The 20,351-nt window shown below is 71.6% G+C and carries 15 protein-coding genes and 1 tRNA gene; 5 read left to right on the forward strand and 11 right to left on the reverse strand.

Annotated elements, in window-relative coordinates:
• Positions 1–39 precede the first annotated feature (39 nt).
• Positions 40–969, forward strand: coding sequence for a LysR family transcriptional regulator (locus IE237_RS24435; RefSeq protein WP_189804241.1), 930 nt, complete (start codon positions 40–42; stop codon positions 967–969).
• Between the two features lie 75 nt (positions 970–1,044).
• Here IE237_RS24435 and IE237_RS24440 read toward each other — a convergent pair whose 3' ends face one another.
• Positions 1,045–3,561, reverse strand: coding sequence for an ATP-dependent Clp protease ATP-binding subunit (locus IE237_RS24440; RefSeq protein WP_189804242.1), 2,517 nt, complete (start codon positions 3,559–3,561; stop codon positions 1,045–1,047).
• A gap of 267 nt (positions 3,562–3,828) precedes the next feature.
• Here IE237_RS24440 and IE237_RS24445 point away from each other — a divergent pair, with 267 nt between their 5' ends.
• Entirely contained in the window at positions 3,829–5,130 is a 1,302-nt protein-coding gene (locus tag IE237_RS24445; RefSeq protein WP_189804243.1) for a YhgE/Pip domain-containing protein, read from the forward strand.
• Positions 5,131–5,134: 4 nt separating this feature from the next.
• On the opposite strand, the gene IE237_RS24450 is transcribed toward IE237_RS24445, so the two are convergent.
• From IE237_RS24450 to IE237_RS24485, 8 genes are all read right to left on the reverse strand, one after another.
• Complete coding sequence (locus tag IE237_RS24450; protein ID WP_189804244.1) at positions 5,135–5,641, reverse strand: hypothetical protein; 507 nt, start codon at positions 5,639–5,641, stop codon at positions 5,135–5,137.
• A 56-nt stretch (positions 5,642–5,697) separates the two neighbouring features.
• On the reverse strand, positions 5,698–6,657 hold the full coding sequence (locus IE237_RS24455) for a hypothetical protein (RefSeq protein ID WP_189804245.1): 960 nt from the start codon (positions 6,655–6,657) through the stop codon (positions 5,698–5,700).
• Positions 6,658–7,127: 470 nt separating this feature from the next.
• Entirely contained in the window at positions 7,128–9,158 is a 2,031-nt protein-coding gene (recQ, locus tag IE237_RS24460) for a DNA helicase RecQ (RefSeq protein WP_189804246.1), read from the reverse strand.
• Between the two features lie 76 nt (positions 9,159–9,234).
• Positions 9,235–11,052: an ABC transporter ATP-binding protein gene (locus IE237_RS24465; protein WP_189804247.1), complete on the reverse strand. Its 1,818-nt coding sequence runs from the start codon at positions 11,050–11,052 to the stop codon at positions 9,235–9,237.
• A 130-nt stretch (positions 11,053–11,182) separates the two neighbouring features.
• Positions 11,183–11,267, reverse strand: a tRNA-Leu gene (locus IE237_RS24470).
• A 114-nt stretch (positions 11,268–11,381) separates the two neighbouring features.
• Positions 11,382–12,545 carry an oxygenase MpaB family protein gene (locus IE237_RS24475; protein WP_189804248.1) on the reverse strand — a complete coding sequence of 388 codons (1,164 nt, stop codon included), beginning with the start codon at positions 12,543–12,545 and terminating at the stop codon, positions 11,382–11,384.
• Between the two features lie 74 nt (positions 12,546–12,619).
• A complete protein-coding gene (locus tag IE237_RS24480; protein WP_189804249.1) occupies positions 12,620–13,672 on the reverse strand; it encodes a polyprenyl synthetase family protein in 1,053 nt (350 codons plus the stop codon).
• Positions 13,665–13,943 carry a polyprenyl synthetase gene (locus tag IE237_RS24485; protein WP_370468257.1) on the reverse strand — a complete coding sequence of 93 codons (279 nt, stop codon included), beginning with the start codon at positions 13,941–13,943 and terminating at the stop codon, positions 13,665–13,667. Before IE237_RS24485 ends, IE237_RS24480 begins: the two co-directional genes overlap by 8 nt.
• Positions 13,944–14,169: 226 nt before the next feature.
• Here IE237_RS24485 and IE237_RS24490 point away from each other — a divergent pair, with 226 nt between their 5' ends.
• Together IE237_RS24490 and IE237_RS24495 are read left to right on the forward strand one after the other, a co-directional pair.
• The gene (locus tag IE237_RS24490; RefSeq protein ID WP_189804251.1) at positions 14,170–15,042 is read left to right on the forward strand and encodes a S1 family peptidase; all 873 of its coding nucleotides are present in this window, start codon (positions 14,170–14,172) and stop codon (positions 15,040–15,042) included.
• A 138-nt stretch (positions 15,043–15,180) separates the two neighbouring features.
• Positions 15,181–15,522: an SCO0607 family lipoprotein gene (locus IE237_RS24495; protein WP_308433114.1), complete on the forward strand. Its 342-nt coding sequence runs from the start codon at positions 15,181–15,183 to the stop codon at positions 15,520–15,522.
• Positions 15,523–15,535: 13 nt separating this feature from the next.
• On the opposite strand, the gene IE237_RS24500 is transcribed toward IE237_RS24495, so the two are convergent.
• Together IE237_RS24500 and IE237_RS24505 are read right to left on the reverse strand one after the other, a co-directional pair.
• Entirely contained in the window at positions 15,536–17,260 is a 1,725-nt protein-coding gene (locus IE237_RS24500; RefSeq protein WP_189804252.1) for an acyl-CoA dehydrogenase family protein, read from the reverse strand.
• A 52-nt stretch (positions 17,261–17,312) separates the two neighbouring features.
• Positions 17,313–17,870, reverse strand: a complete 558-nt coding sequence (locus IE237_RS24505) for a PadR family transcriptional regulator (RefSeq protein ID WP_189804253.1) — start codon at positions 17,868–17,870, stop codon at positions 17,313–17,315.
• 132 nt (positions 17,871–18,002) lie between these two features.
• On the opposite strand from IE237_RS24505, the gene IE237_RS24510 reads away from it, so the two are divergent.
• Positions 18,003–20,267 (forward strand): ADP-ribosyltransferase domain-containing protein, encoded by a 2,265-nt coding sequence (locus IE237_RS24510; RefSeq protein ID WP_229842861.1) that lies wholly within the window; start codon positions 18,003–18,005, stop codon positions 20,265–20,267.
• Positions 20,268–20,351 lie beyond the last annotated feature (84 nt).

A 20,351-nucleotide genomic window follows, 5' to 3' on the forward strand; every position in this document is an offset into this window, starting at 1 on the left:
CGACTGGCGTTCCGGCAGGTGGTCCGGTAGACCCGTGGGGTGCTGTTCCGTCAACTCGAGTACCTGGTGGCCCTCTCGCGTGAACGCCACTTCGCCCGCGCCGCCCAGGCCTGCCACGTCTCCCAGCCGGCCCTCTCGGAGGCGATCCGGAAGCTGGAGGACGAGCTGGGCGTCCCGCTGGTGCTGCGCGGCCGGCGGTACGAGGGCCTCACGCCCGAGGGCGAGCGCGTCGTGGTGTGGGCGCAGCGGCTCCTGGCCGACCGTGACGCCCTGAAGAGCGAGGTCGGCGCCCTGCGGACGGGGCTGAGCGGCCGGATACGGATCGGCTCGGTGCCGACCGCGTCCGGCGCGGTCGCCCTGCTGACGGCGCCGTTCTGTCTGGCGCACCCGCTGGTGACCGTGGAGGTGGCGGCGGACCTCCGGTCGGAGGACATCCTGCGGCAGCTGCGGAACTTCGAGCTCGACGCCGGGGTGACGTATCTGCACAAGGGGCTCGCGGAGCACTTCCGGGCGGTGCCGCTGTACGAGGAGCGGTACGTGCTCCTCACCGGTACCGCCGACACCCCCGAGCACCGGTCGACGGCGACGTGGGCGGAGGCCTCGCGGCTGCCGCTCTGTCTGCTGACGGAGGCCATGCAGGGGCGGCAGGTGCTCGACGAGGTGTTCGCCGAGGCGGGGGTGCGGCCCTCGCCCCGGGTCGAGACGGACTCGGTGGCGGCCCTCTTCGCCCATGTGCGGACCGGCCGTTGGGCCGGGATCGTGCCGCACGCCTGGCTGCACGTCTTCGGGGTGCCGCACGGCATGCGGGCGGTGCCGATGACCGAGCCGGCGCGGTCGGTGCCCGTCGGTCTGGTGACGGTCGTCCGGGAGCCGGAGTCCGTGATGGCGCGGGCGCTGCGGGAGGTCGCCGGCCGCACCGATGTCGCCGCCGCCCTCGACCGGCTCCCGGGAGACCCCGTACCGCGGTGACTCGGTAGCCGGTCGGAAAAAGGGACATGGGGCCGCTCGGGACGACCCCATGCCCCTGCTCGTGCGCGGTGGCCCTCAGGCCGCCGCGGCGTCGCTCCCCACGTCCGCGTGCTTGCGGACCGTGCAGTGCAGCGAGTCGTCCACGACGTCGGCGACGATCGTGTCGCCGGGGTCGGCCTCGCCGCCGAGCAGCAGGGAGGCGACGCGGTTGTCGAGCTCCGTCTGGATCGTGCGGCGCAGCGGCCGGGCACCGAACGCCGGCTGGTAGCCGTGGGCGACGAGCAGCTTCTTCGCCGCCTCGGTGACCTCCAGGGTCATGCCCTGCGCGTGGACGCGGTGCTTGCTGCGGTCGAGGAGGTGGTCGACGATCTCCGACAGGTCCGCCTCGGTGAGGCTGTGGAAGACGATGATGTCGTCGATGCGGTTGAGGAACTCGGGCAGGAAGCGGCCCCGTAGGTCCTCCATCAGGTCGTCCTTCAGTTCGGCCGCGTCTCCCTCGTGGGCGAGGATCCGGTGGGCGCCGATGTTGGACGTCATGATGACGACGCAGTGGCGGAAGTCGACCGTGCGGCCCTGTCCGTCCGTGAGGCGCCCGTCGTCGAGGATCTGGAGCAGCGTGTTGAAGACGTCGGGGTGCCCCTTCTCGATCTCGTCGAAGAGCACGACGCTGTACGGCTGGCGCCGGACCTTCTCGGTGAGCTGGCCGGCCTCCTCGTAGCCGACGTATCCGGGAGGTGCGCCGACGAGCCGGGCTACGGTGTGCTTCTCCTGGAACTCGCTCATGTCGAACCGGATCATGCGGTCCTCGGCGCCGAAGAGCAGCTCGGCGAGGGTCTTGGCGAGCTCGGTCTTGCCGACTCCCGTGGGCCCGAGGAAGAGGAAGGAGCCGACGGGCCGGTTCGGGTCGCCCATGCCCGCCCGGTTGCGGCGCACGGCCTCGGAGACCGCGGTGACCGCCTCGTCCTGGCCGACGATCCTGGCGTGCATCTCCTCCTCCAGCTTGAGGAGCTTCTCCTTCTCGCTGGCGGTGAGCTGCGAGACGGGAATGCCGGTCCGGCGGGAGACGATGTCGGCGATGTCGGCGGCCGTGACCGAGACGACGCCCTCGCGGCGCTCCTCGATCCCGGCGAGCTCGCCCTCGACCTCGGCGATCTGGTCCTTGAGTTCCTTGGCCTTCTCGAAGTCCTCGCCGGCGACGGCCTGGTCCTTCTCGCGGCGGAGTTTCGCCAGCTTGTCCTGGCGGCTGACGACCTCGGTGGAGCGGCCGCCGCTGCGGAGCCGTACGCGCGCGCCGGCCTGGTCCATCAGGTCGATGGCCTTGTCGGGCAGGAAGCGGTCGCTGATGTAGCGGTCGGAGAGTTCGGCCGCCGCCGCGAGGGCACCGTCGGCGAAGCGGACCTGATGGTGGGCCTCGTAGGCGTCGCGGAGCCCTTCGAGGATCTGCACGGTCTCCTCGACGGTCGGCTCCGGGATGAGGACGGGCTGGAAGCGGCGTTCGAGGGCGGCGTCCTTCTCGATGTGCTTGCGGTACTCGTCGATGGTGGTGGCGCCCACGACGTGCAGTTCACCGCGGGCGAGGGCGGGCTTGAGCATGTTGCCCGCGTCCATCGAGCCCTCGCCGGTGGCGCCGGCGCCGACGACCGTGTGCAGCTCGTCGATGAAGAGGATGATGTCGCCGCTCGCCTCCTGGACGTCCTCGATGACCTTCTTGAGGCGTTCCTCGAACTGTCCCCGGTACTGCGCTCCGGCCACCATGCCGGACAGGTCCAGGGAGACGACCCGCTTGCCCTTCAGGGTGTCGGGGACCTCGTCCGCGACGATGCGCTGCGCGAGCCCCTCGACGATGGCGGTCTTGCCGACGCCGGGCTCTCCGATGAGCACGGGGTTGTTCTTGGAGCGGCGGGAGAGGATCTCGATGGTCTGCTCGATCTCGTCGGCCCGGCCGACGACGGGGTCGAGCCTGCCCGCCCTGGCCTCCTCCGTCAGGTCCCGGCCGTACTCGTCGAGGGTCGTGGCCGGCTGCTTCGCCGCGGCGGGGGCGCCGCCCGGCTCCGGGCGGGCCGCCTGGTCGGTGAGGCCGCGCAGCTTCCTCACGTCCAGGTCCTCGGCCCGCAGGAAGCGGGAGGCGCCGGAGTCGGCGTCGCCGAGGAGGGCGCTGAGGATGTGCTCGGGGCCGATGTAGGAGACGCCGGCCGCCTGCGAGTAGGCGTGGGCGGTGGCGAGGGTCCGCTTGGCCGCCGGGGTGAGTCCGGGCTCGGCGGAGGGCTCCGCGGACTCCCGGGGAAGCACCTCGGCGAGCTGCCCGGCGAGCCGGTCGGGGTCCACCCCGCCCTGGGCGAGCAGCCTGCGGGCCGGCTCGACCTGGGTCGCCGCCCACAGGAGGTGTTCGGTGTCGAGGTCGGAGCTGCCGTCCTCGTCGGCCTTGCGGGCGGCCGTGTTCAGCAGTTCGTGGGAGGACTCGGTCAGCAGCCGTCCGATGGGCACGCGCTGCACCGCGGGGGGCGACGACGCCGGCGACATGCCGAAGAACCGGTTGAACAGGTCGCTGAACGGATCCGACGAACCGAAGGACGAACCGAACGCCATCGACATGGCAGCTCCCGAAAGCGCGGAAAGGGGTCACACCCACTCAAACCCGGCACCCACCGCTCCGCAATCGGAGCGGGACCGGCGGTGCGTCCAGCGGCCGCCCGGCCCGCACCGGCCCTTCGCCACCTGGACCGCCCCGGACGCCCCTCGCCACCTGGACCGCCCACACGCCCCGCGGCACCCGGACCGACCCGCGCGACCCCCGACACGCCCACCCCCGCGCGCGCCCGAAATGCCCGGATCGCGGCGCGGGCCGTCGACCATGGCCCCATGACCTCCGCGATCCCGCCGAATGCCCCGGACGCCCCGGACGCCCCGGCTCCCGGCCCCCAGGTCCGTGCCACCACGCTCGTACGGCACGCCAAGCTGTGGCTCGTACCGACCGTCCTGTGCGCCCTGGTGTCGCTGCTGCTGTCGCTCCTCTACATGGGGGGCATCCTCAGCCCGGGCGACCACCTGAACCGGCTGCCCATCGCCCTGGTCGACGAGGACGAGGGCCGCCCGCTGCCGGGGCAGTCGGAGAACCTGGGGAAGCAGATCACCGACGCCATCGCCTCGACGGGCTCCTCGAAGACCACCGTCGACTGGCGTCGCCTCGACCGCGCGGCAGCCCAGGACGCGCTGGACTCCGGCAAGGTCTTCGGCGCCCTGGTCGTCCCGGCGGACTTCACGGCGTCCGTCGCCGCGCTGACCACGGAGCGGGCGACGGCCCGCCCGACGCTCACCGTCCTCACCAATCCCGGCCTCGGCAGCCTGGGCTCCTCACTCGCGTCCCAGATCAACCAGGGCGCGGCGCACCAGGCCTCGCTGACCATCGGCAAGCAGCTCTCGGCCTCCTCGGCCGTACCGACCACGCGGCTGCTGCTCGCCGACCCGGTCGCGGTCACCACCCGCGTCGGCCATCCCATCGGCCGGCACAGCGGACTGGGTCTGACCGCCTTCTACTACACGCTGCTGCTCGTCCTGGCCGGGTTCATCGGCGGCAACCTCGTCCACAGCGGCGTCGACACCGCGCTCGGCTACGCCGACAGCGAGATCGGGCCCTGGCACACCCGCCGGCCGACGGTCCCCGTCAACCGCACCCAGACGCTCGTCCTGAAGATGCTGATGACCGCCGGGATCTCGCTCCTGACCACCACGATCGTCATGGTCGCCACGATCGCGATCCTGGGCATGGACGCCGGCCACCTGCCGATGCTCTGGCTCTTCTCCTACTGCGCGACGGTCGCCGTCGGCCTGGGCGTCCAGGCCATCAACGCCGCCTTCGGCGGGATCGGCCAGCTCGTGTCCATGTTCGTCTTCATCGCACTGGCCCTCCCCTCCTCCGGGGCGACCGTCCCCCTGGAGGCCACCCCGGCCTTCTACCGCTTCCTCGGCGTCTTCGAGCCGATGCACCAGCTCAGCGCGGGCGTCCGGTCCATCCTGTACTTCGACGCCCGCGCCGACGCGGGACTCGCCCGCGGCTGGATCATGATCGCGGTCGGCGTGGTGGTGGCCCTGGCGTTCGGCTTCGCCATGACCCACTACTACGACCGCAGGGGGCTGCGCCGCCTCACGCCGCAGCCCGCGTGAGCGACTACCAGGGGCGGCTGAACTGGATGGAGCGGTTGTCGTTCCGGGTGTTCCACAGGGTGGAGTGGCCGGACCGGGCGCCGACCATGTCGAAGGCGCCCTTGTAGCCGGCGCTGTAGTAGACGGTGCCGATGTAGCCCTCGTACCAGTTGTAGGCGGAGGCGGCGTTGTTGCCGGCGACCTGGCCGCTGCCCGTGCCGGTGTTGGGGCAGAAGTAGAGCGGCCGGGCGGGGGAGTACGGCATCTTGAGGGCCAGCATGTCGTAGATGTTGTGGCCGATGTTGACCCAGGCGCCCTTGTAGTCGGGGCTGTAGTAGAGGCGGAAGCGGTACTCCTCCGACTGGTTGGCACACTTCTCCATCGACATGATGGTCATCTCGTCGCTGGAGATCCACGCGGTGGGGTCGCCCTCCGCGTGGGCCATGCCCGTGCCTGAGAAGGCGGAGGCGCCCATCACGGCGGCGACGAGGGCGGCGCGCAGGCGGCGCCGCGAGGTGGTCGAGGTCTGCATCGGTGTCTCCGGAGTGATCGTCGGTACGGAACAGGTGAAGGAAGGAAGCAGTGGGGTCAGGGGCGGGCAAGGACGTCCGTGGCCTTGCGCAGGGTGGCGTCGAGGGCGCGGCGGTCCGCCGCGAGCGCCGTGGCGTTGCTCGTGATCGACGCGTGCTGGATCCGGGTCTCCGCCTCGTGCCAGATCTCCGCGACCCTGTGCCTCACGCGGCAGCCGATGTCGGCGAGCGCCGTGTCGATCTCCGCGCGGGACGCACCCTCGGGTCGGGGCCGGAAGCGGGGGTCGTCGTTGGCCGCCATGGGAGCCGGGTACGTGTAGCCCTTGGCCTTCATGCAGGCGGACCAGCGCGCGAACACCGTCTTCACCAGGGGGTCTTCCATCGACCGGGGGTACGAGTCGTTCGTCAGCCGCTGCACCAGCGGAGAGGCGACCTGTGCTGAACCGCCCAGGGTCCGGCGGGCCTCGCCGAAGCAGCCGCCCTCGGGGATCCTCCGCCCCGCGTAGAAGCCCCGGCGAGCCTCCGGGCCCGCCTTCTGCCGGACCTCGGCGGGGACGTCGGTGCCGCCCAGGACCAGCTGGGCGTCGTCCGAGAGCCGGGGCTGCGCGTCGGCCTCACTCAACGCCCGTTCGTAGCGGGTCTGTTGGGCCGGGTCCACCTGGTAGCCGAACTTCGCGGACATCACGGCGTCGTGGATCCCGTACCGCCAGTCGAGCAGGTTCTTCGGGCCGATCGCGGGAAGCTCGGGGGCCGGCTTCCAGTCGATCCCGAATCCCTTGAGGCACCGGCCGACGAGCTTGTGCTCCGCGCGGGCCAGGGTCCTGGTCTGCTCGGTGGTGGGGCGGTACGCCTCCATGGGCAGGGTCCAGGTCGACGGGTCGGCGGCGGAGCCCGCGGTGACGGTGGCGGCGGCCGGGGCGGCGGGCCCCGCCTGCCCGGTGGAGCACCCGGTCAGGGCGAGGGCGGTCACGGCGAACGCCGCGCCCGTCCGCAGGATTCTGTCCCGGCTGCTCGTCATCGGCGGAAGGTTCCTCACATGAGGGGACGGGGGTTCTCGGGTCCGGACCGCCCGGAGCGGGTACGACTCCGGGGGCGGCGACCGGAAAGCTAACAGCGCGCTCCGGGCCCGTGCCGCCGCCCGTGACCGTGTCCCGCCTGTCCCACAGCCGTCCCGGAGGCCTTCCGTACAGCAGGCCGCCCCGCCGTCGTCGCAGGCCGGGGCTCAGCGGGAGCGTCCCTCCCGCCCCGCCCACGGGCTTGCCGCCGTGACGTCCCCCGTACGTCCCGGACCCCGTCCCGTGTCGCGTCCCGGCCCGCGCTCCTCCGTGCGCCCCCGCTCCCTCGGATTCCCCCCGCTCCCCCCGCTCCCCCGGATCCCCCGGATGCCCCGGATACCCCGGCGCGGAAACGGCCGGAGGCCGTATCGGATGTCTCCGATACGGCCTCCGTCGGACCGGGCGGTCCCGGTCTCCTGCTGCGGGCCCGGCTCTACTCGTCCTCGTCCCACGGCGGTTCGGGCTCGTCCATGTCGAACGGCGGTTCCTCGTCGTAGGACGGCGGGGCGTCCGGCTCCGCGCCCCGCGCCGGGGGCGCGGCAGCCGGAGCGGCGGGTGCGGGCGGAGCGCTCGCCCCGGCGCCGCCGGCCTCGGCCAGGGTGTCGAGCACGCCCTGGGCGTACTTGGTGAGCTTGGCCTCGCCGACGCCGCCGATGGTGCCGAGTTCCTGGACGGTGGCGGGCAGGTGGGTCGCGATCTCGCGGAGCGTCGCGTCGTGGAAGACGACGTACGCCGGCACGCCCTGCTCGCGCGCCGTCGCGGCCCGCCAGGCGCGGAGGGCCTCGAAGACCGGCACGGCGGCCGCGGGCAGGTCGACGGGCACACGGGCGCCCTTGCCGGAGCGGGCCCCGGACTCCTTGCGGGAGGCCGCGGGGGCCGCCTTCTCCTTGCGCATCGGGACCTGGCGGCGTCCTCCCAGCACCTCGCCGCTGTCCTCCGTGAGCACGAGCGTCCCGTAGTCGCCCTCCACCGCGAGCAGCCGCTGCGCGAGGAGCTGGCGGACGACCCCGCGCCATTCGGCGGTGCCGAGGTCCGAGCCGACGCCGAAGACCGAGAGCCCGTCGTGGTCGAACTGGATGACCTTGGCGGTCCTCTTGCCCTGGAGGATGTCGATGATCTGGCCCGCGCCGAACTTCTGGCGTCGTTCCTTGGCCAGCCGCCACACCGTGGACAGCAGCTTCTGCGCGGCGACGGTCCCGTCCCAGGACTCGCCCGGCGTCAGGCAGGTGTCGCAGTTGCCGCACGGCTTGCCGGTCTGTCCGAAGTACTCCAGGAGGCGCACGCGGCGGCAGTCGACCGTCTCGCAGAGGGCGAGCATCGCGTCCAGGTGCATGGCCAGGGAGCGGCGGTGCGTCTCGTCGCCCTCGGAGCCGTCGATCATCTTGCGCTGCTGGACGACGTCCTGGAGGCCGTACGCCAGCCAGGCCGTGGCCGGCTCCCCGTCGCGGCCGGCGCGGCCGGTCTCCTGGTAGTAGCCCTCGACCGACTTGGGCAGGTCGAGGTGGGCCACGAAGCGGACGTCCGGCTTGTCGATGCCCATGCCGAAGGCGATGGTCGCCACCACGACGACCCCGTCCTCGCGCAGGAAGCGGGCCTGGTTCGCGGCGCGGGTCCGGGCGTCCATGCCCGCGTGGTACGGGACGGCGTCGATGCCCTGCTCGACGAGGAGGGCCGCCGTCTTCTCCACCGAGGCGCGCGACAGGCAGTAGACGACGCCCGCGTCCCCGTCGTGCTCGGTCCTGATCAGCTCCAGGAGCTGCTTGACCGGGTTGTTCTTGGGGACGATGCGGTACTGGATGTTCGGCCGGTCGAAGCCGGCGACGAAGTGCCGGGCCTCCTCCAGGCCGAGCCGCTTCGCGATCTCGGCGTGGGTGGCCTCGGTGGCCGTCGCCGTCAGCGCGATCCTCGGCACCTTCGGCCACCGCTCGTGCAGCATCGAGAGGGCGAGGTAGTCGGGCCGGAAGTCGTGGCCCCACTGGGCGACGCAGTGCGCCTCGTCGATCGCGAAGAGCGACACCGTGCCCCGGTCGAGCAGCCGCTGGGTGCCCTCGGTGCGGAGCCGCTCGGGGGCCAGGTAGAGCAGGTCCAGCTCGTCCGCGAGGAACGCCTGCTCGACGGCCTGCCGCTCGTACGGGTCCTGCGTGGAGTTCAGGAAGCCGGCCCGCACCCCGAGCGCCCTGAGCGCGTCCACCTGGTCCTGCATCAGGGCGATCAGCGGCGAGATCACGACGCCCGTGCCCGCTCTGACCAGGGCCGGGATCTGGTAGCAGAGCGACTTGCCGCCGCCCGTCGGCATCAGGACGAGCGCGTCGCCGCCGCCGACGACCTGCTCGATGATCTCCTGCTGCTCCCCGCGGAAGGAGCTGTAGCCGAAGACGCGGTGGAGCACCCGGGCGGCGTCGGAGATCTCGTCAGAGGTGCCGGAGATCTCGTCGGAGGTGTCGGGAGCGTCGGAAAGGACCATTTCTGAAGCCTAGCCGTCCGGACCGACACCCCGGCCCCGCCCGGGGCAACCTGTGGAAAACCCCGAGCGGGCCTTGTCAGCGCAGGCGGGCCGCCGTGGGGGTGTCGTCGAGGAAGCCGCCCGACTGGTGCTGCCAGAGCTTCGCGTAGGCACCCTCGGCGGTGAGCAGCTCCTGGTGCGTGCCCTGCTCGACGATCCGTCCCCGGTCGAGGACGACGAGCCGGTCCATCGTGGCCACCGTGCTCAGCCGGTGGGCCACCACGAGCGCCGTCCGCCCGTCCATGAGCCGCCACAGCGCCTCCTGCACGAGGAGCTCGCTCTCCGAGTCGAGGGCGCTGGTCGCCTCGTCGAGGAGGAGGACGGGCGCGTCCCGCAGGATCGCCCGGGCGAGGGCGACCCGCTGGCGCTGCCCTCCGGAGAGCTTCACCCCGCGCTCGCCGACCATGGTCTCGAAGCCTTCGGGGAGGGCGTCCGCGAACTCCGTGACGTGCGCCGCCTCGGCCGCGCGCCGGATCTCGGCCTCGGTGGCGTCCGGCCGGGCGAAGGCGATGTTCTCCCTGAGGGTGCGGTGGAACATCGCGGGGTCCTGCGGCACGTACGCGATCTTGCTGCGCAGTTCGGTCTGGCGGAGCCGGCTGATGTCCTGGCCGCCGATCGTGATCCGGCCGCCGTCGATGTCCGTCATCCGGAGCAGCAGCCGGGTGAGCGTGGTCTTGCCGCCGCCGGACCGGCCCACGAAGCCGATCTTCGCGCCGCTGGGGACGTCCAGGTCGAGGTCCTCGAAGAGCGGCTTCGCACCCGCGTGGGCGAAGGTCACCTTCTGGAAGCGGACCTCGGCGCTCTCGGCCCGGAGGGGTTCCGGCTCCTCGGGGTCGAGGACGGTCGGCTGTTCGAGGAGGAGTTCGGTGAACTGCCCGGCCTCCGTCATGGAGCTTTCCAGGCGCCGGTAGATCTGGTTGAACTCGAACATGATCCGGGTCGCGTTGGCGTAGTACGTGAAGGCGACGATGACGGCCTCCACGCCGTGCTCTCCGCCGCCGAGGGTGACGGCGAGGACGAGACCGAGGACGTTCGTCAGGACGGACATCGGCGCGACGAGCGTGTCGATGCGCAGGTTGCCGTAGTCCCAGGAGCGCAGCGTGAGGCGCCGGGACTCCGCGACGCGGGACCGGTGTTCGGCGGCCTCGCGCCTCTCCGCTCCGAAGGACCGGACGGTGTCCATGTTGGTGAGGCTGTCGGCGACGTGGCCCGAGACCCGGGCGATCGCCTGTTCGCGCTGGGCGACGAGCACCTGCCGGCGCCGGATCAGCGGGGCCACGACGACGCCGGTGACCGTGATGAGGACCAGGAGTCCGACCACGAGCAGCGGGTCGTACTGCCAGAGCACCACCGACGCGAACAGCAGCGGTACGAGGCTGCCCATGACCGAGAAGGTCAGGGTGTCGACGAACTCCTCGAAGCGGGAGGCGAAGCTGAGGACCCGTTTGGTCAGCGATCCCGCGAAGTTGTCGTGGAAGAACGCGGCGTCCTTGGCGAAGAGTTTGTCCATGCCGATGACGTAGAGGTTCTCGATGCCGCGGGCGTCGAGGCGGTTCAGGCAGTGCAGCCCGACGCGCCACAGGGCCTCGCCGAGCAGCAGGACGCCGGCGAAGGCGAGGACGTAGGGAAGGAGCCGGCCGAGCCCTCCGCCGGTGCCGTCGCCGGCGATGCGGCCGACGAGCTTGGCGACGACGAGCGGAGCGATGTAGTTGATGCCGATGTTGCCGAGGGCCGGCAGCAGGAGAGCGGGAGCGGTCAGCCACCGGAGGCGGAGCAGTTCCCGTGCGTAGAAACGGAGTGCGAGGAGTACCGAGCCTTTGTTCGGCACACCTTCGTGCGATTGCGGTGATCCCATACCCAACCCTGTGATGTCGTGACGAAGGCGAGTAAAAGGAGTCTCCCGCGTGCGTGCTGTCGCGGTCCAAGCAATAAAAAACCACGTGGTGGCCGGGATGAATCCCGACCACCACGTGGTGTGTCTCTTGTGTCCGAGGGGGGACTTGAACCCCCACGCCCGATAAAGGGCACTAGCACCTCAAGCTAGCGCGTCTGCCATTCCGCCACCCGGACCGGTAGCCCGCCGCGATCGGCATTTCTGCTTGCCCGCGGCGACAGAGAACAATCTACCAGGCCTCCGGGGTGCTCTTCACCCACGTTTTCGGTGGTCAGCGGGGGTGAGGGGCGTCACGGCGAGACGGTGGCGGCCGGCGGGGTCCAGCGGCGGGTGCGGGGCGGGCCGGACGGGAGGCCGTAGTCCTTCCTGAGGTGCTCGGGGATGGCGTAGTGCATGACGCGTCCGCGGGTGAGGGAGGACAGTTCGAGGACGGTGGCGAGGTGGCCGAGCCGGTCCAGGGCCCAGGCGCCGAGCGGGGAGTGGTCCTCGATGGTCTCCAGGACGCCGAGGAGGTGGGGGACGGCCTTCACGACGGTGTCCCACGGGGTGCGGGGCACCTGCAGCCAGTCGCCGCAGGTGTCGCCGACGAGGTGGCGGATGAGCGCGGAGACGATCGGGTCGAAGAAGGTGCCGGGGACGACCTCCTCGTAGAGGCCGATGAGCTGCCGGGTCAGCTCGACGCCTTCGGGGGACGGCCCCATGTGGCGGATCATGTACAGGTCGAGGAAGCGGCGGGCCTCGTCGAGGGTCCTGGGGACGGCGTCCTGGTCGACGCCCAGCATCGCGCCGACCACGCGCCAGGCGTAGTAGTAGGCGTCGGCCCCCTCGGGGGACATGTGGATGCCGAGGCGGTGCAGGCTGTCGAGGACGAGCATCGAGAAGAACATCTGCCCGCCGATCATGTCCTCCTGACAGATCGGCACCCCCGCGGCCTCCACGTCCCAGCGGTCCTCGCGCCGGAGGTGGTGCCGGATGGAGGCGTGCAGCAGCCGGACCTTCTGCGCGGCGGGGATGAAGCGGCTGCCGGCCTCGAAGGCGTCGGGCCGCATCAGGTACACCGTGAACTGTCCGGTCTCCGCCATCCGCTTGGACGGGTACCTCAGGCCGTGCGTCGCCGACAGCAGTCTCGCCACGTGCGGGACGAGATAGCAGGCGGGCATGGACGCGAAGGAGAGCGCGGTGGAGATGTGCACGTTGTTGTCCATGAAGAACAGCCGAGCCCGCTCCATCTCCCCCCAGTCCACCCAGGACGGCGGGGCGCTCGTGGCGTGGAGGTACTCCCGGGCGACGTCGGGCAGCCCGTCGGGCAGGGGTGCGCCCGCGGTGGAGACGTACCGCATCAGGGTGTTGAAGGTGCCCACCTCTCCGCGTTCGAAGAGGGCGGCGACCGTGGCGTCGGCGAGTTCGTCACCGGTCCGCCGCAGGGCGTCCATCGACGCCTCGGTGGTGGTCATGGACAGGGCTCCTTGTCTCGGTCGGGGACGTGCTCTCCGCCGGGAAGCCGCTCTCCGCCGGGAACGTGTCTCCGTCAGGAACGGCGGACCGCCACCGCGTGCGCGAGGGCGGTGAGTGCGGTGGCGGGGGCGGCGGGCAGGTTCAGTCCGTCGAGGGCGCGGAGGGCATCCTCGACCCGCTCGCCGATCATGGCCTCGACGCGGTCGGGCGCCTTCAGCCGCCGCATCAGCTCGCGTACGGCCTCCAGGGCGTCCCCGTCGGGCTCGCGCGGGCGGAGCAGCTCGCGCAGCCGCCCGCGCTCCCCGTCGTCGGCGAGCCGCCAGGTCTCGGCGAGCAGGGCCGTGGGCCGGTGTCCCCGTACGTCGTCGGCGTCGGCCTTGCCGGTGGTCTCCGGGTCGCCGAAGAGGCCGAGCAGGTCGTCCCTCAGCTGGAACGCCTCGCCGAGCGGCACTCCGTAGGCGGAGCACCCCTCGCGCAGCCGCCCCCCGGCCCCGGCCAGGGCCGCGCCGATCAGCAGGGGCTGCTCGACGGTGTACTTGGCCGTCTTGTGGCGGACGACCTTCAGCGAGGCCGCCGTGTCCGGTGCGGCGCCGGTGTGCAGGATCTCCAGGCACTCCCCCGCGACGAGGTCCCGGGCCAGCGCCGCCCACAGGGGACGGGCGCGGCCGAGGTAGGCGGCGGGCAGGCCGCTGGTGACGAAGAGCTGCCCGGCGAGGGACATGAGCAGGTCGCCGACGAGCATCGCGAGGGACCGGGCTCCGGCTGCGGCGCGGGGGTGGTGTGCGACCGCGTCGCGCAGGGCCACGTGCGCGGTGGGGCGGCCGTGCCGCAGCGGGCTGTCGTCGATCAGATCGTCGTGCACGACGGCTGCCGCGTGCACGAGCTCCATGGAGGCCGCCGCCCGGACCAGCGCGTCGCTGTCGGGCTGTCCCGCCGCGCGCCAGCCCCAGTAGCAGAAGGCCGCCCGCAGCCGTTTGCCGTCCGCGACCGCCGACTCCAGCTGCTCCGCCACCGGTCCGAGCGCCGGGTCGACCGCCGTGAGTTCGTCGGCCTCGGCGGCGACGTGGCACCGGACGACCTCGTCGACGCGCGCCTTGAACGCGGCCGGCTCCCACCGCTCAGCCACCGTCGCCGGCCCGTCGCGCCTTCACGTGCCGGGCGAGGACCTCCAGGTGGGCCGGCGGCGGGGACACGTACCGGTCGAGCACCAGGCGGCCGCGCGCCTCCAGGTCCCGTCCGGCGTCGGCCGCCATCTCGGCGGTGTCCGAGCGCCTCAGCAGCCCGCGCACGATCCCGAGGCCCGTCCCCAGCGTGCTCACCGCCAGATCGGCGAGACCCGCCGCGAGCAGCACGGCCCGCTGGTCCGGTCCCCCGCCGGATCCCGTCTCTCGCGTCACACCCATCCCCCAGACACACAGCGTCGACGTCACTCCTCCCAGCCTCGCGCCGGAGGGGCGACGACCGCGGCGGAACTCACGAACGAGTGATCATCTCGCCGAAAGCCGGACACACACCCCCCTCAACCCCCCACGCCCTCTTGCCACTTGAGCGACTCCCTTCCAAGAATGCACATGACAACCGAAGGATTCTCGGTTGCACGGTCATTCAGAGGGGAACCCCCACATGAAGAAGCCTCTCGCCGGCGCGCTGCTCGCCCTGCTCCTGACAGGCGCCGCAGCGGTCCCGGCCGCCGCCTCCGCACCCCGGGAGACGGTCGCACAGGCCCCGGCCTCCGCCCCCGCACCCCAGGGTCAGGCCGTGGCCGCCGTCGACTTCGCGGGAACGGTCGCGCTCAGCAACTGTTCCGGCTCCGTCGTCCGCACCCCCAGCTCCCTGCCGAGCGACCCCGCGCTCGTCCTCTCCAACGGCCACTGCCTGGAGACCGGCATGCCGGGGCCGGGCCAGGTCGTCAAGGACCGGCGGTCCAGCCGTTCGTTCACCCTGCTCAACTCGGCCGGCACCGGCGTCGGGACGCTGCGCGCGAGCAAGATCGCGTACGGCACGATGACGGACACGGACATCTCGATCTACCAGCTGACCAAGACGTACGCGCAGATACAGAGCCAGTACGGCATCGCCGCCCTGACCCTCAACGACGCCCACCCGACGCAGGGTTCGGCGATCAAGGTGGTCTCCGGGTACTGGAAGCGGATCTACAGCTGCAACGTCGACGGCTTCGTCTACCGCATGAAGGAGGGCGACTGGACCTGGAAGGACTCGGTCCGCTACACCGCGGCGTGCAACACGATCGGCGGCACGTCCGGCTCGCCCGTGATCGACGCCACCACCGGCAAGGTCGTCGCCGTCAACAACACGGGCAACGAGAGCGGTGAGAGCTGCACCGTGAACAACCCGTGCGAGATCGACCAGAACGGCACCGTGACCGTCCGCCAGGGCATCAACTACGCCCAGGAGACGTACACCCTCGTTCCCTGCATCGGCCCCGGGAACGTGATCGACCTCAACCGCGCCGGCTGCACCCTGCCCAAGCCGTAGCTCCCCCGGAGGCTCCGCCGTCCGTCCGCACCCGGACGGACGGCGGAGGCTCCGCACCACTCACCAGCGAGTGAGTACGCGTACTCATCACGGGGACACCGCTCTCGCCGAGACTGATCGCACCAGCGAGAGAGGCCCGTGACAGTGACCACGCAGCAGACCCGAGACCCCCGTCCGCCCCGCCCCGCGACGGGCCGGACGCCCGCCCGCCGCGGCCTCGCCGGCCTCGTCCTGGCGAGCATCGGCGCGGCCCTCCTCCTGACGGGCTGCTCGCTCCAGGAACGCGTCTGCGGCTACGGCCGGTACCCGGTCAAGGCGGTCGGCGACGTCGGCGAGGACTGCGTGGCCGACGGCCAGGAGCCGCCCGAGGGCTGGGTCCGCTACCCCGCGGGCATGGTGCCCGAGTACATCGGCGACGCGTGGGACCGCCACTGGGACGGCGTCGTGGTGGACGCCGACGGCCGTCCGGTCGCGGGCTGACGGCGGCGTACGGTCAGGGCGTCATCTCGTACGCCCCCGACAGCGCCTCCACCCGCTGCCAGACGCGCCCCGACCGCGCCTCGTCGACCACGGGGCGCCGCACGGCGCCGAGCGCCCAGAGCTGCTGCTGCTCGGTCGCGGAGTCCTTGCCGTGCAGCTCGACCGCGTGGGCGGAGAAGTCGCGGACCAGGACGGCGAACAGCTCGTCGAGCACGTCCTCGTCGAGACCGGTCAGAGCGGCCTGCTCCAGGACCAGCTGCCCGTGGACGACCAGCGCGAAGAGCTGACCGACGGCGAGGAGCAGGTCGAGGTCACGGCTCTGCTCCTCGTCGGGAGCCGCCTTGAGGACGAACTCGCAGAGCGCGTCCGCCTGTTCGCGGAAGCGGGCGACGTTGGGCACATGGGCGTACGCCTCGTAGGCCGGCCGCCAGTCGTGGAAGCGGACCGAGCCGAGACCGCGCGCCGGGCCCTGACGGAAGAGGAAGGTGTCGTCGGCCGCGTCCTGACGGGTCGGGACGGGCTCGTACGCGACCGGGTCGAGGAGGTGGTTGCGCATGAACTTCAGGATCAGCGCCAGGTTGACGTGGACCGTCCCCTCCAGCTTCGGCAGGCCGCGGATCTCCACGGCGGCCTCGGCGAAGTAGTTGTCCTTCTCGAAGCCCTTGGCGGCGATGACGTCCCACATCAGGTCGATGACCTTCTCGCCCTCCGTGGTCACCTTCATCTTCGTCATCGGGTTGAAGAGGAGGTAGCGGCGGTCGTCGGGGCCCGCGGTGCGGAAGTAGTCGACGGCGCGGTCGCTGAACAGCTTCATGCCGACGAGCCGGACGTACGCGTCGGTCAACTCGCGCCGCACGTGCGGGAAGACGGTGACGGGGCGGCCGTACAGGATGCGGTTCTGCGCGTGGGTGACGGCCTCGTACATCGCGTGCTCGCAGATGCCGATCGAGGCGGTGCACAGGTTGAACTTGCCGACGTTGACGGTGTTGAGCGCGGCGTCGAAGGCGGCACGGCCGGTGTGCAGCACGTCCTCGGCGGCGACCGGGTACTCCTCCAGACGGAACTCGCTGACGTACTTCGAGGAGTCGACGACGTTCTTGACCAGGTGGTACGCCGGGTGGCGGCTGTCGGCGGCGAAGAAGACGTAGCCCTCGGGGCCCTCGACGTCGGTGCGGCGGCCGAAGACGGAGACGAGTCCGGCGGCGTTGCCGTTGCCGATGTAGTACTTGGAGCCGGTGGCGCGGAAGCCGCCCGCGCCGTCGGGCTCCAGGAGCATGTCCGTGGAGTAGATGTCGGCGCCGTGGGACTTCTCGGAGAGCCCGAACGCGAACACCTCCCCCTGGGAGAGGAGTTCGGCGGCGCGGGCGCGGGCGGCGGCGTTGTCGCTCTGCCAGACCGGGCCGAGGCCGAGGATCGTGACCTGCCAGGCGTACCAGTAGTCGAGGCCGTAGAAGCCGAGGATCTCGTTGAGGGCGGCGATGCGGGCGGTGTCCCAGCGCTTGTCGCCCTCGTGCTCACCGGCGGCGGAGGACGGCGTCAGGAAGGTCGCGAAGAGCCCTTCCTCGGCGGCGAAGGCCAGGAAGTCGCCGAGCCAGGCACGGGTCCGGTAGTCCTCGATGATCCGGCGCTTGCCGCGCGCCTCGAACCAGTCGACGGTGGCCCGCAGCAGCCGGCGGGTCTCCGGGTCGAAGTGCGCGGGGTCGTAGGTGTGCGGGTTGAACAGCAGCGGGTCGGCCATGACGTCCGCCTTTCCGGCTCGGGATGAGGGTGTGGTGGTGCGGGGGTGTGGTTCAGCGCCCGGCTTCGAACCGGGCGAGCGTGGCGAGGACGTCGTCGAGCCAGGCGATCATCATCCGCTCGTACGCGATGCCGCCGCGGAGCACGGCGTGCTGGAGCTCCCGCTCGGCGTCGGGCGGACCGTCCGCGCCCGACGACGGGAAGTCCCGCGCCTCGCCCGCGCGGTAGTGCTCCAGGCGATCGGTGTGCGCCTGCCGGTGCCGCCGGACCTCGCCGATCAGTGCGGCCGGATCGTCGAAGGCGGCACCGCGGATCTTCACCGCGAGGTCGTGCCGCACGCTCTCGGGCTCGATCGGCGCGTGCAGCCACGCGGAGAGCGCGTCCCGGCCGGGCCCGGCGACGGAGTACTCCTTCTTGTCCGGGCGCCCCTGCTGCGGCACGTCCCGGACGTCCACCCAGCCGTCGCTCTCCATGCGCTTGAGCACGCGGTAGATCTGCTGGTGGGTGGCGGTCCAGAAGTACCCGATGGACCGCTCGAAGCGCCGGGCCAGCTCATAGCCGGATCCGGGCTTCTCGAGCAGGGAGACGAGGATCGCGTGGTCGAGCGCCATGCGCCAGATCTTGCTATGCAACGAGTTGCATAGCAAGCAGGGTCGGGCCGATGAGACACGGCTCACGGGCGTTGTCAGTGGTGCGCGATAGCTTCGAGAACGTTCGAAAGAGTGCACGAGGAGGGGGAATTCGTGGGTGTCGAGCGTGCGGTGAAGGTCGTTCTCGTCGATGTCAACGACGAGGTGGTGGAGGCCTGGCGGTCCGCGTTCGCGGACACGCCCGGGGTCGAGATCCGCAAGGGGTCCCTTCTCGACGTGGACGTCGACGCGTGGGTGTCCCCGACCAACGCGCGGGGGCGGATGGACGGAGGGGTCGACGCCGTCGTCAAGCGGCACCTCGGCGCCGGGGTCCAGGTGCGGGTGCAGCGGGCGATCCGTGACGGTTTCGGCGGGATTCTGCCGGTGGGCAGCGCGGTGTGCGTCCCGTCCGGGGCGGCCGTGCCCCGGTATCTGATCTCGACGCCGACGATGCGGCAGTCCTCGCAGGACGTCAGCGCCACCATGAACGTGGCGCTGGCGTGCGCGGCCGCGTTCCAGGCGGTGCACCTGCAGAATCTGGCGAAGCCCGGCAGCATCCGGTCGGTGGCACTCGTCGGGATGGGCGCGCGGACGGGGCAGGTGCCCGCCCAGGTGTGCGCCAACCTGATGTGGACGGGCTACACCCTCTTCCACGACCACGGATTCACGGACTACGACGAGCTGCGGGCGGCGGTGCTGGGGCAGCTCGACGACATCGAGGGCGCGGGGCCGGCGCAGCGGGTGCGGATCAAGGTGCCGGAGCAGAAGCCCGCCGCCGCGCCCTCGGACCCGCTGGGTCTTGCCGAGCTGTTCACCGGGGGAGGTGAGCCGTGGCTGCCGCTGCTCGGCCCGGTGATCGAGGCACAGCCGGGGGCCGGTGCCTTCATCGGCCCGAAGCGGAGCCCGGAGGTGGTTCCGGTGCGCGAGCTGACGTTCCAGGCGCTGAAGCCGCATCCGCCGCACAAGTGGAAGGTGGTCGCCTTCGGGCAGAACCCGTATCCGCGGGCGGAGAGCGCCACCGGCATCGCGATGTTCGACAACACCTTCCACGACTGGAAGGACAGCCAGTTCGGCCGGGTGGTCAGCATTCGCTGCCTCATCAAGGCGGCGGCGATGTGGAAGTACGGCATCGCCAAGAAGACGCCGATCGCCGACGTCCGGGCGCTGCTGAAGAAGGAGGACACGGTCCAGCCGCCGGAGTGGTTCCAGGCGATGCTGACGCAGGGTGTGCTCCTGCTGAACGCCTCCCTGACGGCGAGTGCGGACGGAGCGGTGCCGACCGATCAGCACACGTCCTTCTGGCGGCCCGTGGCCGAGCAGATCGTCGAGGAGATCCTCCGGGCGAAGCAGGACGCCGAGGGTGAGGACCGCGGGGTGGTGTTCGCCTGGTGGGGCGCGCACGCCCGGAGCCTGAAGCGGGTCGTCCAGCGGCTGGAGAAGAAGTACCCGGGCGTCGAGGTACGGCACCTGGACCACGCGAATCCGGCGGCGCAGGGGGACGTCTTCTGCGAGGGCGACCACTTCGCCCAGGTGAACGACGCCCTGGCGGCGGTGGGGGCCGAGCCGGTCGACTGGCTGCCGCGCAAGGGCTGGGACCAGGACACGAGTGGCGGCGCCGGGTCGGGCGGCGGCGGTGTCGCGGAGCGCATGGGCGCGTTCATCGCGTCGACGATGGAGCTGCACCAGCTCTATCTGGAGCGCCTCACGAGCGTCAAGGACGAGGGGCTCGTCCTGCCGCCGATCACCGGGGTGTTCGACCTGCCCGTGATGGACTTCCGGAAGGCCGTGGAGCCGGTGACTCGGGTCCTGGCGAACCTGGACGGGTACGTCGAGCGGTCGAGCCGGTTCGCGGAGACCAAGGTGGCGGAGGCGGAGGCCGCGGGCGGGCCCGGGCTGTCCGCCGACGCGATCTCGGCGCTGTACCTGTACACGTGCGAGTCGGCGTTCTACCGCGAGATCAACGCCGTGCTGCGGTCCCCGGACCGGGAGCGGCTGGTGCCGTACCTGCCGTACCTGCGCCTGCTGTTCTCGGCCGTCGCCGACCTTCCGGCGCAGACACGGCCGCTGTGGCGCGGTGTGGCGCTGGATCTGCGGTCGCAGTATCCGCTGGGCCGCACGGTAACCTGGTGGGGCGTCTCGTCGTGCACGTCCGAGCCCGGCGTGGCGCGGTCCTTCCTCGGGAGCCGCGGCCGGCGAACCCTGTTCGAGGTGACTCCGACGCGTGCGGTGGGGATCCGGCGGTTCTCCGCGTTCACGGGCGAGGAGGAGTACATCCTCACCCCCGGCACCCAGCTGAAGGTGACGGATGTGAAGACCGAGCGCGGCGGCCTGTGCACCGTGCGGCTGACCGAACTGGAGGGCCAGGGGCTGGTGTCGTAGGCCGCGACGGCCCGCGGGGGCGGGGCCGCCGGCCGGTCCCGCCCCTGCGCGGACGAGGCCGTGGACGACCGGCGTACGGGTAAC

Source organism: Streptomyces tanashiensis, from assembly GCF_014648895.1.
Taxonomy (GTDB): Bacteria; Actinomycetota; Actinomycetes; order Streptomycetales; family Streptomycetaceae; genus Streptomyces; species Streptomyces tanashiensis.